The sequence below is a fragment of the bacterium genome, from assembly GCA_026708055.1.
In the GTDB taxonomy this organism is placed as follows: Bacteria; Actinomycetota; Acidimicrobiia; order Acidimicrobiales; family CATQHL01; genus VXNF01.
Map to the genome: position 1 here is coordinate 21,161 of JAPOVS010000052.1, position 13,063 is coordinate 34,223.

The 13,063-nt window shown below is 68.9% G+C and carries 17 protein-coding genes; 9 read left to right on the plus strand and 8 right to left on the minus strand.

Features of this window, described 5'->3' with window-relative positions; all coding sequences use genetic code 11:
* Positions 1 to 33: 33 nt before the first annotated feature.
* From OXG55_11220 to OXG55_11245, 6 genes are all read left to right on the plus strand, one after another.
* Complete coding sequence (locus OXG55_11220) at positions 34 to 645, plus strand: sigma-70 family RNA polymerase sigma factor (protein ID MCY4103809.1); 612 nt, start codon at positions 34 to 36, stop codon at positions 643 to 645.
* Positions 642 to 1,679: a hypothetical protein gene (locus OXG55_11225; protein MCY4103810.1), complete on the plus strand. Its 1,038-nt coding sequence runs from the start codon at positions 642 to 644 to the stop codon at positions 1,677 to 1,679. Before OXG55_11220 ends, OXG55_11225 begins: the two co-directional genes overlap by 4 nt.
* Positions 1,680 to 1,704: 25 nt before the next feature.
* On the plus strand, positions 1,705 to 2,052 hold the full coding sequence (locus OXG55_11230; protein MCY4103811.1) for a hypothetical protein: 348 nt from the start codon (positions 1,705 to 1,707) through the stop codon (positions 2,050 to 2,052).
* Positions 2,049 to 3,020 (plus strand): thioredoxin-disulfide reductase, encoded by a 972-nt coding sequence (gene trxB / locus OXG55_11235; protein MCY4103812.1) that lies wholly within the window; start codon positions 2,049 to 2,051, stop codon positions 3,018 to 3,020. The genes OXG55_11230 and trxB overlap by 4 nt, the downstream gene beginning before the upstream one ends.
* A gap of 98 nt (positions 3,021 to 3,118) precedes the next feature.
* Positions 3,119 to 3,442: a thioredoxin gene (trxA, locus tag OXG55_11240; protein ID MCY4103813.1), complete on the plus strand. Its 324-nt coding sequence runs from the start codon at positions 3,119 to 3,121 to the stop codon at positions 3,440 to 3,442.
* A gap of 72 nt (positions 3,443 to 3,514) precedes the next feature.
* Entirely contained in the window at positions 3,515 to 4,447 is a 933-nt protein-coding gene (locus OXG55_11245; GenBank protein ID MCY4103814.1) for a peptidoglycan-binding protein, read from the plus strand.
* Between the two features lie 51 nt (positions 4,448 to 4,498).
* Here OXG55_11245 and OXG55_11250 read toward each other — a convergent pair whose 3' ends face one another.
* The 8 genes from OXG55_11250 to rpmH all read right to left on the minus strand — a co-directional run bounded on the left by OXG55_11250 (position 4,499) and on the right by rpmH (position 9,857).
* A complete protein-coding gene (locus tag OXG55_11250) occupies positions 4,499 to 5,392 on the minus strand; it encodes a ParB/RepB/Spo0J family partition protein (GenBank protein ID MCY4103815.1) in 894 nt (297 codons plus the stop codon).
* On the minus strand, positions 5,379 to 6,155 hold the full coding sequence (locus tag OXG55_11255; GenBank protein ID MCY4103816.1) for an AAA family ATPase: 777 nt from the start codon (positions 6,153 to 6,155) through the stop codon (positions 5,379 to 5,381). Before OXG55_11255 ends, OXG55_11250 begins: the two co-directional genes overlap by 14 nt.
* Positions 6,156 to 6,291: 136 nt before the next feature.
* Positions 6,292 to 6,819, minus strand: coding sequence for a class I SAM-dependent methyltransferase (locus OXG55_11260; protein MCY4103817.1), 528 nt, complete (start codon positions 6,817 to 6,819; stop codon positions 6,292 to 6,294).
* Between the two features lie 115 nt (positions 6,820 to 6,934).
* Positions 6,935 to 7,834, minus strand: a complete 900-nt coding sequence (locus tag OXG55_11265; GenBank protein ID MCY4103818.1) for a Jag N-terminal domain-containing protein — start codon at positions 7,832 to 7,834, stop codon at positions 6,935 to 6,937.
* Between the two features lie 19 nt (positions 7,835 to 7,853).
* Positions 7,854 to 9,122 carry a YidC/Oxa1 family membrane protein insertase gene (locus OXG55_11270; protein MCY4103819.1) on the minus strand — a complete coding sequence of 423 codons (1,269 nt, stop codon included), beginning with the start codon at positions 9,120 to 9,122 and terminating at the stop codon, positions 7,854 to 7,856.
* Positions 9,122 to 9,376, minus strand: coding sequence for a membrane protein insertion efficiency factor YidD (yidD, locus tag OXG55_11275; protein ID MCY4103820.1), 255 nt, complete (start codon positions 9,374 to 9,376; stop codon positions 9,122 to 9,124). Before yidD ends, OXG55_11270 begins: the two co-directional genes overlap by 1 nt.
* Positions 9,373 to 9,726, minus strand: coding sequence for a ribonuclease P protein component (gene rnpA, locus OXG55_11280; GenBank protein ID MCY4103821.1), 354 nt, complete (start codon positions 9,724 to 9,726; stop codon positions 9,373 to 9,375). The genes yidD and rnpA overlap by 4 nt, the downstream gene beginning before the upstream one ends.
* Positions 9,723 to 9,857 (minus strand): 50S ribosomal protein L34, encoded by a 135-nt coding sequence (rpmH, locus tag OXG55_11285; GenBank protein ID MCY4103822.1) that lies wholly within the window; start codon positions 9,855 to 9,857, stop codon positions 9,723 to 9,725. The genes rnpA and rpmH overlap by 4 nt, the downstream gene beginning before the upstream one ends.
* 446 nt (positions 9,858 to 10,303) lie before the next feature.
* Here rpmH and dnaA point away from each other — a divergent pair, with 446 nt between their 5' ends.
* The 3 genes from dnaA to dnaN are packed head-to-tail and all read left to right on the plus strand — an operon-like array spanning position 10,304 to position 13,054.
* On the plus strand, positions 10,304 to 11,728 hold the full coding sequence (gene dnaA / locus OXG55_11290; GenBank protein ID MCY4103823.1) for a chromosomal replication initiator protein DnaA: 1,425 nt from the start codon (positions 10,304 to 10,306) through the stop codon (positions 11,726 to 11,728).
* Entirely contained in the window at positions 11,718 to 11,963 is a 246-nt protein-coding gene (locus OXG55_11295; protein ID MCY4103824.1) for a hypothetical protein, read from the plus strand. Before dnaA ends, OXG55_11295 begins: the two co-directional genes overlap by 11 nt.
* Positions 11,960 to 13,054, plus strand: a complete 1,095-nt coding sequence (gene dnaN / locus OXG55_11300) for a DNA polymerase III subunit beta (protein MCY4103825.1) — start codon at positions 11,960 to 11,962, stop codon at positions 13,052 to 13,054. Before OXG55_11295 ends, dnaN begins: the two co-directional genes overlap by 4 nt.
* Positions 13,055 to 13,063 lie beyond the last annotated feature (9 nt).

Here is a 13,063-nt window from a genome sequence, read left to right on the forward strand (position 1 = left end):
CAGTTCCGTGAGGACCTAGGTCGCAACCCCGCCGTGACGCGCCGTCAGCGCCCGGCACCGGCGAGCCAGCAGCGGAGGCAACTCTCCGACGCCGACCTTGCGAGGGCGGCCGCGAGAGACGACCGGGACGCCATGGAACTCCTGCTGCGCCGTCACTATCCCCGTGTCTACGCCGTCTGCCGCCGGCTCGCCGGCAACGACGCCGACGCCGCCGACGCCGCGCAGGAGGCGCTCATCGCGATCAGCCGCGGCCTGAAGAGATTCGACGGCCGCTCCAGCTTCACGACCTGGAGCTACCGCGTCGCCACCAACGCCTGCCTGGACGAGTTGCGGCGCCGGCAGCGGCGCCACGCCGGGCCCCTGCCCGAGCACCTCACCGGCGGGCGCCGCGATCCCGTCGGAGAGAGAATCAGCACGCGCCTCGACCTCGACGCGGCGCTGGGGGCGCTTGCCGAGGAGTTCCGCGTACCGGTGGTACTGCGGGACCAGGCGGGACTCAGCTACGACGAGATCTCCGAAGTGCTCGGAATCCCGCCCGGCACCGTGCGATCGCGCATTGCCCGCGGGCGGGCGCGACTCGTCGAGAGGCTCGGCGAGGGGAACCAGATGCCCGCCGGGGAACGTCAGAAGAGCGACGAGCCATGAACGACCACCGCCTTCCCCCCGACGAACTGGCCTCCGCCTTCCTCGACGACGAGCTCGGCACCGAGGAGGCCACCGCTGTCCGGCGGCATCCCCGCCTGGCGGCGCGCGCCCGCGCGCTGCGCCGCGCCGCCGAGGCCGTCGGCGAGGACGTGGCGCCGCCGACGGGCGCCGCGGACGTCGCCGTGGAGGCCGCCATGGCGGACTTCGACGCCCGTCGCCGGGCGGCGGCGGATCTCGCACAACGGCGTCCCCGCGGCCTCTCGGTCATCGCCGGTGTAGCGGCCGCCGTGGCCATCGGCTTCATCGTGGCCGCCGCGGTGGGATTATTCGCCGAGCAGGAGGCGGACCACGCCGCCGCCCCCGCGCCGGAACCGGCGCCCCCCGCCGAGCCTGCGCCGCCGGCCGGCGAGGCAGCGATGGCACCGACCCCGAGCGCGGCGCAACTGGCCGCAGCGCCGCCGCCGCCCGCGGCCGCCCCGCTGCCTCTCCTCGAGCCGGCGCCCGCCGCCGACGAACCTGGCGCCGCGCCGGCGGCGGCGCAGGCCGACGCGGAAGCGGCGCTAGCCGAGGCAGAGGAAGCGTCCGCGGCCCAGGCCGAGGCGGCGGTCGCTCAGCCGGCGCCCGCGCCGGAACCCGCGCCTCCGGCGGACGACGAGATGGAGGCCTTGGACGACGCCGGTCCCGCGGCTGCAGTCCTCGCGGATCCGTCGCCGGGGGAGGCCTGCGCCGGCGCCATCGGTGCCAGAACCGTCGAACTCCGGCTCACCGTCGGCGGCACACCCATCCTCATCCTCGGAGCCTCCGACGAGTCGCTCACCGGTCTTGACGGCACCACCTGCGCCGAGATCCCACCACCCGACGGCACGGAGTTGGTCGCCGACGAGGCGCCGGACGGCTGCGCCGCGGCCATCGGGGACGGCACCGTCGAACTCCGGGTGATCTTCGGCGGCACGCGGATCCTGGTGATCCGGACCGCCGACGGATCGCTCAACGCGCTCGACGGCACCAGCTGCGGGGGGATCCCGGCCGGGTAATCGGCCTCGGTAGACTCTCGACCTCATGGCGCTCGACCCGTCGGATCCGCAGCCCCGTGCCCTGCCGGGGCTGTCCGAGGACTGGCCCCGCCGGGTCGCCGACCGGATCGTGGGGATCGTAGGTCGCATCCGCGGCGCCACCGACCGACCCAGCGCCAACGTCGCCCGCCGTCTCGTCTACGGGCTGATCATGATCGTGCTGGCCGTCCTGATGCTGGTGCTGGGCGTCATCGGCCTCGTGCGGCTCATCGACACCTACCTGCCCGGCGACATTTGGGCCACCTACGTCCTCCTGGGGGCATTCTTCTGTGGGATCGGCCTGCTGCTGTGGGCCAAGCGCCCCCGACGCGCCGCCTCGCGGCAAGCCACGTGACCTCCTCGCCCCGCGAGGTCGTCATCGTCGGCTCGGGCCCCGCGGGACTGACCGCCGCCATCTACTGCGCCCGCGCCAACCTGGCGCCCCTGGTCTTCGAGGGCGAGCCGTCCTCCACCGGCGACCAGCCCGGCGGGCAACTCATGATCACAACCGACGTGGAGAACTACCCGGGCTTCCCCGACGGGATCATGGGCCCCGACCTGATGGCGGCGTTCCGCGCCCAGGCCGCCCGGTTCGGGGCCGAGTTCCGGACCGAGAGGATCAGCCGCGTGGACTTCTCCCAGCAACCCCTCCGACTCTGGGTCGGTGACGACGCCGCTCCCGGCGCGCTGGCTCGGACCGTGATCGTCTCCACAGGCGCGCAGTCCCTGATGCTGGGGCTCGAGGCCGAGGAACGCCTCATCGGGCGCGGCCTCTCCACATGCGCCACCTGCGACGGGTTCTTCTTCGGTGGCCGGGAGATCGCTGTCGTGGGCGGCGGCGACTCCGCCATGGAGGAAGCGCTCTTCCTCACCAAGTTCGCCACCAAGGTCACCGTGATCCACCGGCGCGACCAGCTGCGGGCCTCCAAGATCATGCAGGAACGCGCCTTCGCCTCCGACCGCATCGAGTTCCTGTGGAACCACGTCGTCACCGACATCCTGGGCGACGAGACGCTGGAGGGAGTCCGCGTCCGGCACACCGGCAACGGCGACGAGCACACGCTGCCGCTCGCCGGGCTGTTCATCGCCATCGGGCACCGGCCGAACACCGATCTCTTCCGGGGCTCGCTTGCCATGAAGCCCAACGGCTACCTGATCACCGAACCGGGCTCCACCAGCACAAACGTTCCCGGGGTGTTCGCCTGCGGCGACGTGCAGGACGATGTCTACCGCCAGGCGGTGACAGCCGCCGGCAGCGGTTGCATGGCCGCCATCGACGCCGAGCGCTGGCTCGAGGCGCAACACGACGCCGGGCACCGCTAGCGTTGCGGGGGCGGTGGCGCGGTGCGCCGCCGGAACCCCTGAACACCTCGGCGCGGCTCCGCAGGGGGTGCTGCGCCCCCACTGGCCCTGGAGGACACATGGCAGCCATCACGACACTCTCCTCAGCAAGCTTCGACGAGGCCGTCGGCGCGGCGACGAAGCCGGTGCTCGTGGACTTCTGGGCTGAATGGTGCGGCCCGTGCAAGATGATCGCGCCGATCCTCGACGAGCTGGCCGGCGAGCACGGCGAGAGCATCACGTTCGCCAAGCTCAACGTGGACGAGGCGCCGGACGTGGCGCGGCGCCACGGCGTGATGAGCATTCCCACGCTCATCGTCTTCAACGGCGGTGAAGCCAGCACGCGCATCGTCGGCGCCAAGAGCAAGGCGGCGCTCCTGGAGGACCTTGCGGAGTACCTGTAGGTCGTTGATGGGTCGGCGGCGGCGCCGGGCGGAGGGAGAGCACCGATAGCCGAGGAGGCGCTGCCTCTCCGAATCGGTGCCCGAGGGGCGACCGTACGCGACCTGCATCGCAAGCTGGCCGCGGCCGGAGAGTTCGAGATCGCCGCGACGGAGGAGTACACGGCTGCCACCGCCGAGGCGGTCAAGCGCTTCCAGCAGAGCCGCGGGTTGCCGGCCGACGGGGTATGCGGTGCCGGCACCTGGGCCGCACTGGTCGAGGCCGGGCATCGTCTCGGGGATCGGCTGCTGTACCTCCGCACGCCCTACCAGCGCGGCGACGACGTGGCCGACCTCCAACGGCGTCTGGGAGCTCTGGGCTTCTCCGCGGGTCGGGTCGACGGGATCCTGGGTCCCGACACCGCCGCCGCCATCGGCGCTCTGCAGGAGAACGCCGGACTCACCGCCGACGGGATCTGCGGTCCCGACACCGTCGCGGTCCTGGACCGGATTCCCGCCGGTGACAGCCACAGCATGCAGATGCTGCTCGAGCGGGAACGACTGCGCAGCAGGCCGCGGCTGCTGCGCGCCGCTCCGATCGCGCTCGCCGGCGCTGATTCGCTCGTCGTGGCCGCGGCGCGAGTGCTGCGCCGCCGGGGAGCCAGCGTGCTCGTCCTGGCACAACGCGAGGGCTCAGAGGTGGCGGCGGCGGCGAACGAACTCGACACCTCGGTGCTCCTCGACGTCCAACTGGCGGACGGGCCCGGCTGCGCGACGTTCTACTTCGAGACCGCCGGCTTCACCTCCAGCGGTGGCAAGCGCCTAGCGGAGATGTTGGCCGCCGCGTTGGGCGGCGTGCTGGACGTGCCGGGAACGGCCGCCGGGATGCGCCTCCCGCTCCTGCGCGAGAGCCGGATGCCGGCGGTGGCCTGCCAACTCGGATCGCCGGCGGTCGTGGTCGAGCAGCAGGCAGCCCTTGCCGAACAGATCGCGCAGTGCCTGGCCGACTGGATCGCGGCACCGCTCTGAGCGGTATACGAACACCTGTTCGTATACCGCGGCAGCGGGGCGCTCCCGCGGTCAGCGCGTTACCAAGTGGTAGATGCGTTCGAGATCGTCCAGATCAGCGAACTCCACCGTCAGACGACCCTTGCGCTCACCGATCTCCACGCGCACCACCGTCGAGAGGAACTCCGCCAGCAAGTTCTCGAGTTCCAACAATGCCGACTCGCTGACTGCGCTGCCGTCGCTCTGCTCGTCGGATTCCGGTGCCCGCTTCGCAGACCCGTCGGCGGCGGCAATCTGCCCGGTTCCCAGAGGTGACCGCAGATGGTCCTCCAACTGGCGCACCGACCAACCTTCACGAACGATCTGGCGCGCCAGGCCCACCTGCTCGGCGGAATCGGCGATGCCCACGAGTGCCCGGCCGTGGCCGGCCGAGAGACGGCGGGAGGCAATGAGTTCCTGTACCTCGCCGGGCAGTTGCAGGAGACGGGTCGTGTTGGTAACCGCCGCCCGGCTGCGGCCCACCCGGTTCGCCACCGCCTGCTGGGTGAGTCCGAAGTCCTGCTGCAGCTGAAGGAACGCGGCGGCTTCCTCCAACGGGTTCAGATCCTCCCGGTGGAGGTTCTCGACAAGCGCCTCCTCGAGCGACTCCTGGTCCTCAACCGACCGGACAAGCGCCGGGATCGTCTGTAGGCCGGCACGCTTGGCTGCCCGCCAGCGCCGCTCACCGGCGATCAACTCGAAGCGGTCTGTCTCAACCTGTCTCACCAGAATCGGCTGCAGCAGGCCGATCCGCCCGATCGAATCGGCGAGCGCGTCGAGCGGTTCGTCATCGAAGTGGGCCCGCGGCTGGTTCGTATTGGGCACGATGCTGGAGACCGCAATCTCGCGATAGCCGCCCGCGACGCGGCCGCCGGTCGGTATGAGAGCGCCCAGGCCGCGCCCCAGGCCGCGTTCACCGTGCGCCATTGGCCTCGAACTCCTTGGCCAGAATGCGATACGTCAGCGCAGCCCGCGAACGCGGCGAGAATACCGTAATGGGCAGGCCCCGCGCCGGAGCTTCCGCAAGGCGCACCGACCTCGGGATCACGGTGTGGCAGACGCGTTCGTCGTAGAGGCTGCGTACCTCCTGGGAGACCTGCCGGGACAGGTTCGTCCTGCTGTCGTACATGACGAGCAGCAACCTGGACACGCTCAGCTCAGGATTCAGATGCCGGCGAATCTGGTCCACGTGTATCGTCAGCTGCGCGAGCCCCTCGAGGGCGAAGTACTCGCATTGGATCGGTACGAGAACCTCGCGCACCGCCGTCAGCGCGTTCACCGCCAGTAACCCGAGAGCCGGCGGGCAGTCCACGAAGAGGTAGTCGAACTGCCCGATGACGGGCCCCAGCGCCGCAGCAAGACGCCGCTCCCGGTTGAAAGCCGACTGCAATTCGATCTCGGCGCCTGCCAGATCCAGGTGCGATGGGACAGCCATCAGGCCCTCGACAGGCGTCGAGACGATGCACTCGACCATCGACTTTCCATCCAGCAGGACGTCGTAGACCGAGACCGTGAGGTCCCGGGGATCGAGGCCGATGCCTGTGGTGGCGTTCGCCTGGGGATCCATGTCCACCACCAGCACACGACGCCCCAACTCGGCAAGAGCAGCAGCGAGGTTGATCGCCGTCGTGGTCTTCCCGACGCCGCCCTTCTGGTTGGCGACGGCGATCGTGCGGCATTCAGACGTCACAGGAGTAACACCTCCAACAGGGCCGGCTCCTCACGAGTCTAACCGCCGGGCCCTCGCCGGAGGGTGATGTTTCACGTGAAACACAGGGTTCGGAGCACACGGCCGTCGGCGGCGGGCCGGCAACGTCGAACGTGCTCTAGTAGAGAGGGTTGCGCCGCATCGCGGCAGGCCGACGTGGAAAGCGATCCTCGTGCGGCGTCACCTTCCGGAGTTCAGCGAAACGCGGCCCGGTTCCGGTCGTGTGCAGTTCCAGACCCAGCCGCGTCAGGGGCACGGACGGCCAGCGGGTCGCCGTCTCGTGCTCCGGCTCGCTCACGACAAGGCGTCCTCCGAGCGCCAGGAAGCCCGTGGCGCACTCGGCGGTGAGCGGCGGTGGCCCGAATGCCCTGGCGACCACCAGTGCAAATGCTCCCGCCAGCGTCACCTCACGCGCCAGTTCGGCCGCCTCGCCGCGCCGGAAAGACACCCGCTCGGCCATGTCCAACACGCCGATCGCCCACCGGACGAAGCTCTCACTGCGCACCCGCCGGTCGGTCAGCAGCCACCGTGTGGCCGGCCAGCAGGTTGCCATGACGAGCCCGGGCAGGCCCGCGCCGGTTCCCAGATCCAAGCAGCGGCTCTCGCCGGGATCGGTGAGTTGCCGTGTGATCGCCGCGGCGTGCATCCACTCCTGTCGGGGCGTTGTGGCGCGACCGAGCAGGCCCTGCTCCTGCGCGCGCTCGAATACCGGATCGAGGCGATCCGCCGCGGGCGAGAGTGCGGCTGCGTCGGACCCCAGGTCAGCCCCCCGGGCGCACCACGACGCGCCGACGGGGCTCCTCCCCTTCCGATGCGGTCTCCACACCGGTCAATTCCACGATGGCGTCATGCACGATCTTGCGGTCCACCGCGTTCATCGGCTCAAGGATCCTCGGCTGCCCGGTCTCGACGACTTCGGCGGCGATGCGCCGCGCGAAGGACTCCAGCGCCTCCTTCCGGCGTCGCTTGTACCCGCCGACCTCCAATCGCACCTTGCTGGAACGACGCCCCTGCGCCCTTCGCTGCACCACAACCCGCAGAAGCTCCTCGATGGCGGCCAGCGTCGTGCCGCGCCGGCCGATCAGCAACCCCACCTCGTCGCCGTCGACGGCCACCTCGAGAGCGCCGTCGTCAGTACGCGTCGTCGTCACCGACGCATCCACTCCGAACGCCTCGATGAGGCCCACCGCGAACGAGCGAAGCAGTTCTTCCTCGTTCGCCAAGTCCAATCCGTCCTCTCCGCCATTGGCGTCAACCGTGTTCATCTTCTCTCCTCTGCCCTTCGATCTGGACGCTGCCGTTGATTTCTGTGTGCGGCCCTTGGGCGCAGTTGCCGACGCCCGGCGCTCGGGCCGCTTCTCCTTCGTCTCCGGCGCGCGCCGCTCGCCGCCGCTGCGTGCGTCGTTGGACGATGGTTGCTTCTCCCGACCGGACTTCTGCTTCCGCTCCCCGCTACGGGCACGCCGCTGCCGGCCACGGCGATCCGGCGGGGTCTCCACACGAGGCATGACCCGGGCTCTTACCTGCGCATTGGCCCGGCCGAGTCCCAGCAGGCCGCGCTGCGGTTCCGCGAGTACCTCGAACTCGGCCTCCCGCTCGTCGACGCCGAGCTCGTCGAGGGCCGCCTCCTTGGCGTCCGCGACCGTACGCGCCTCCGTCACTATCCACTCCATAGGCCTCTCACTTCTTGTAGCGCTTGCTCCGCTGCTGCTTCGCGCCCTTCGGTGTGACGCGACTCGGCACGGGTTTCGGCGGCGGTGTGTCCTTTTTCTTCGAACGCCTGTTCGTTCCTTCGCTCTTGCGGCGGTCCGGCCGTGTGACCTGCGTGCGCGCTGCACCGGGCTTGCCCGTCGCCCGAGACGACGGCTCACGCGCCGGCCGTGGCGGTGCTGCCTTGGCTGCCGGTGGAACGGACTTCGGCTTTGGCGCAGCCCCGCTCACCGGACGCTCCCGGCCATGCCGTCGCGGATCGGGAGGGCTGGCAAGGCCCAGTCGCTCCGCCAACCCGCGTGGCGCCTCGGGCCGGCGGACCGGTTCCGGTTCCGGTTCCTCGCCGCGCTCGACCGCCTCTTCCGCCGCCTTGCGGGCGGCTTCCTCTTCGGCAAACGGTCGGTACAGCTTCCGCGTGATCATCGCCTGCTGCCCGATGCGAATGACGCTCTGCGCGTTGTAGTACAGCACCAGCCCCGCCGACAGGCTGAACGAGATGATCGGCAGCATGATCGGGATGATTCGCATCATCATGCGTGCCTGGGGCGTCTGCTCGTCGGCGGACATCCGCCCGCTGATCTGACGCTGCTGGTAGTAGCCGAGGCCCGCCACCAGGACGATCATCCCGAGGTACGGCAGCCCCGTCACGAAGGAGTTCCCCAGTGCGGAACTGGCGGTCTCCGCCAGGTCCAAGCCCCAGCCCCGCATCTCGGTGCTGACCACCAGGTCCTGGTAGAGCCGGCTGTCGGGGTTCAGGTAGTCCGGATTGAACGTCTGTTTGGGTGCGCTGGTCAGCTGCGGCGCGCATTCGGTGCCAGGAGACGCCGCGCAGGTCGCGGCCGCCTGCCCGGACGACCAGCCCAGCACCGAGGTCCGCCGTGTCAAGCCGCGCAGCACGTAGAAGAGCGAGATGAAGATCGGCGACTGCATCAACAGCGGCAGGCATCCGCCCAGCGGATTGACGCTGTTGGACCGGTACAGCGCCATGACCTCCTCGTTCATCCTCTGACGGTCGTGGCGGTACTCCGCTTGCAGCCGCTTGACCTCCGGAGCCAGACGCCGCATGGCCAGCATCGACTTGGTGCTGCGGATCGTGACGGGCGTGAGGATCGTCATCACGCACACCGTCAGCAGCACGATTGCCCCCGAATAGCTCGGCCACACGTCGTAGAAGAACGAGAGCACGCGCGCCACCAGCGTCATCAGGGGATTGAACGCCCGACCGATTGCGTCGAACATCAGGCAGCGCCCTCAGTTGTGATCGGCTCGCCGCGCCGCGGCGGCACCGGATCAACCCCGTACGGCCCGAGCGGATGGCACTTCAACAGCCTTCGGGCGGCGTAGCAGCAGCCGCGCCAGGCACCGTGGGTCCGGACCGCTTCCAGGGCGTACGCCGAGCAGGTCGGCAGGAAGCGGCATCGGGGCGGGCGCACCGCGCTGAACGCCTGGTAGAGGCGGATCGCCCCGACGAGTGAACGTCTCGGGAGGCTCACGGCGCGTCCCCACCCTCGACGATGCGCTCCAGCAGGCGCTCGGCGTCCTGCTGCAATCGGGCGAAACCGGCGGTGCCGGCGGTGCGGCGCGCCCGGATCAGATAGGCGCCGCTCGGAAGGGCCGGCAGACGGGCGGGATCAGCCAACTCACGCATCACAGCGCGCAACCGTCGCCGCAGGCGGTTCCGTACCACCGCCGAGCCGGTGCTGCGAGACACGGCGAACGCCACCCGCGGTGGGTCGCCGCCCCCGTCGAGGAGATAGCGGATCTCGAGTAGTCCATGACGGACGACTCGACCATCCCGGCGAAGCCGCTCGAATGTCGTCCCGGCCCGGATTCGCCCGATCAGGCTGACAACCTCTGGCGACCGCGCCGCCGCCTCGCCCTCAGAACAGCCCGGCCACCGCGACTGCTCATCCGCTTCCGGAACCCGTGCCGCCGAGACCGGCGACGTACATTCGGCTGGTACGTCCGCTTCACTTCCGTTCCTCCTTGCGCCGGGCCAACCCACTCCTGCCGATGCACACGCAACGAGTGGCTCCCGCGCGCCGGATCCTCGGGCCGGGTGCCGCGAGGACCGTCGAGACAAGTGGTCCGGACAGGCGACCGGACACAACTCGACCGTCTCACGCTACGGGGACACGATGGCCGCCACAACCGAGCCGCTCGGACGCTTCGGCCCGCGCCCGCGGCGTACTCATCCGACGACTTCCACGCTCATGGTCGGCGTCACGAAAAAAATTAAAGAAATCACGCAGAAAGCACTTGAATCAATTTCTGCCGCCAACACGCGCCGAACCGTGCGGCTAGATTGCCCGCCACGACGAACACCGCAGGCCCGTCAAGCAGCCGACCAGTGTGACCACTCGCCCTCCGCCGACAGTTGGAGCCGGTAAGGCGGTCCCCATCAGAACTGAGCCGCAACCGTGAACGACCCAGCGCATCTGTGGAGCGCATGCGCGACCACGATCCAGAACCACGTCTCCGATGCCGTCTGGCACTCGACGTTCCGGGACATCCGACCGTACGATCTGACGAGCGACGGCCTGCGCGTCCACGTCCCCAGCAGCATCGCCCGGGACAAGATCGAGCGGCGCTACCGGCATCTCATCGAGGACGTTCTCACGGAGATCACCGGCCAGCCACTGACGCTGCTCATCGACATCGAACCCGTCTCGCTCGAGCCCGCCGACCCCCTGGCGCTCGAGGAGTTACTGCTGCCCGCCGCCGAGGACACGACCGCCGTCCGCCGGATCGAGGAGCCCCGCCAGGTAACGGCGCCCGCCGGCGCTGAGGGACTCTTCGCCGATGAGCCGCTCAACCCGCGGTACAAGTTCGAGCATTTCGTCTGCGGTCCCTCCAACTCCTTCGCGCAAGCCGCCGCGTTCCAGGTCGCCGAACAGCCGGGCAAGGTGTACAACCCCCTGTTCATCTACGGCGGCGCAGGCCTCGGGAAGACGCACCTGCTCCATGCGATTGCCCACTACGTGAATGAGCACTACCCGGCATCGCTCGTGCGCCTGGTGTCCACCGAGACCTTCCTGAATCGTTTCGTCTACGCCATCCGGTCCAACCAACTTCCCGCCTTCAAGGATTACTACCGGCGCCTCGACGTGCTGCTGGTGGACGACGCCCAGTTCTTCGCCGGCAAGGAAGGTCTCCAGGAGGAGTTCTTCCACACGTTCAACACGCTTTACGAGACCAGCAGCCTGCTCGTCATCACCTGCGACCGGCCACCTGACTCGATTCCGACACTCGAGGACCGCCTGCGCAGCCGGTTCAAGATGGGGCTCATCACGGACATCCAGCCACCCAATATCGAGACCCGACTCGCCATCCTCGAGCACCGCGTACCCGAGGAATGCCGTCACCTGCTGTCCAACAAGGTGCTCGAACTGATCGCCGAGCGTGTGACCAACAACATCCGCGAACTCGAGGGAGCGTTGACCCGGGTCTGCGCGTTCGCCACGCTCAACCGCCAGGAGATCTCCGTCCCGACTGCCCAGGAGCTGCTGCGCGACGTCTTCACACCGCAGAAGCAGCAGGTCGTCATGCCCGTACACATTATGAACGCGTGTTCGAGTATGTTCGGCATCTCAGTCGAGGAGATCGTCGGCACGAGCCGGCGTCGCCAGCTGGTCACGGCACGGCACATCGCTATGTACGTGATGCGAGAACTCACCGACCTCAGCTTCCCGGCGATTGCAACCGAATTCGGCGACCGCGACCACACCACGGTCATTCACGCTGTGAACAAGATCAAGCAGATGATGTCAGAAAAGCAGCAGGTCTACGAACAAGTCACTCAACTTACCCGTATGCTGCGCAGCAACGTCGGGAGTGCCGCGTAGCCCCGGCGGCTTTGGGGAATCCTGTGCACAACCGACGGGCAACATCTTACGGATCACCACCGCTTCCGCCGGTGACCGTCTGCTCGCCGCTCGCCGCTCGGGAAAAGCGGGCATGGCCTCCACAGACAGCCGGCCGGCTGACCTGCGCCGCGAGCGCGAAATGCACAATCCCCAGCCCTACTACCACTACAAACTCATGTACAACAAGAACCTGAGTGAAGGACGGAACCTGTGAAGTTCAAATGCGAACGGGACACGCTCATCAGCGCCCTCAGCAGAGCCGGTCGCGCCGTGACGACCAAGGCCGGACCTGTCGTGGGTCTGTCGGGAGTCCTGCTCGAGTTGTCCGGCGACAGTTTGTCCGTTACCGGAAGCGATGTCGACCTGACGATCGCGGACCGGATCACCGTCAGCGGCAGCGAGAACGGCGCCGCGCTGGTCCAGGCCCGTCTGCTGACCGACATCGTCCGTTCGTTGGATCTGGGAGCGGTGGAGATGGAGTTCGAGGATCAGGCGCTGAGCGTGCGCGCCGGTCGCTCGGAGTTCTCGCTGCGGACGATGCCGGCGTCGGATTTCCCGCGGATCCCATTGCTCGGCGAGGCCACCGTCACCGTGGACGGCCAGGCGTTGGTGGGTGGGCTGCGGCAGGTGGTGTCGGCCGCCGGCCGCGACGAGTCGCGTCCGGTTCTGACGGGAGTGTTGCTGACGGCGTTCGGTGGCGGCTTGCGAGTCGTGGCGACCGACTCGTACCGGTTGGCGCAGCGGGATCTCACCAGTGTGTCGATGGAGGTCGGCGAGAAGGGCGTGCTGGTGCCGTCACGGGCGCTGGAGGAGGTCAGCCGGCTGGTCGTCGGCGACGTGCGCGTCGGCGTCCAACTCGACGACAACACCGTGCTGTTCGAAGTCGGTGAGACGCGCCTGTCGGCGCGCCTGATCAATGGGGACTTTCCGAGCTACGAGGGCCTCATCCCGACCGATCACCCCAACCGGTTGCTGACGAACCGGCAGAACCTGCTCGATGCCATCCGCCGTGTTCGCCTGCTGGCCCTGGAGCAGGTGCCGATGCGAGTGAGCATGCAGACCGGCGGATTGACGTTGTCCGCACGCGCCCAGGACGTAGGCGAGGCCACGGAGGAGGTGGCCGCCTCGTATGAAGGTGAGGACTTGGTCATCGCCTTCAACGCGCAGTACCTGCACGACGGTGTGGAGGCGCTCGACTGTGAGGAGATCGCGTTGCTCACCGCCGACAAGTTGAAGCCGGCGCTGCTGCGCACCCCGGAGGAGGACGACTTCCTGTACGTCCTCATGCCGCTGCGCATCACCTGAGGAGGCGCG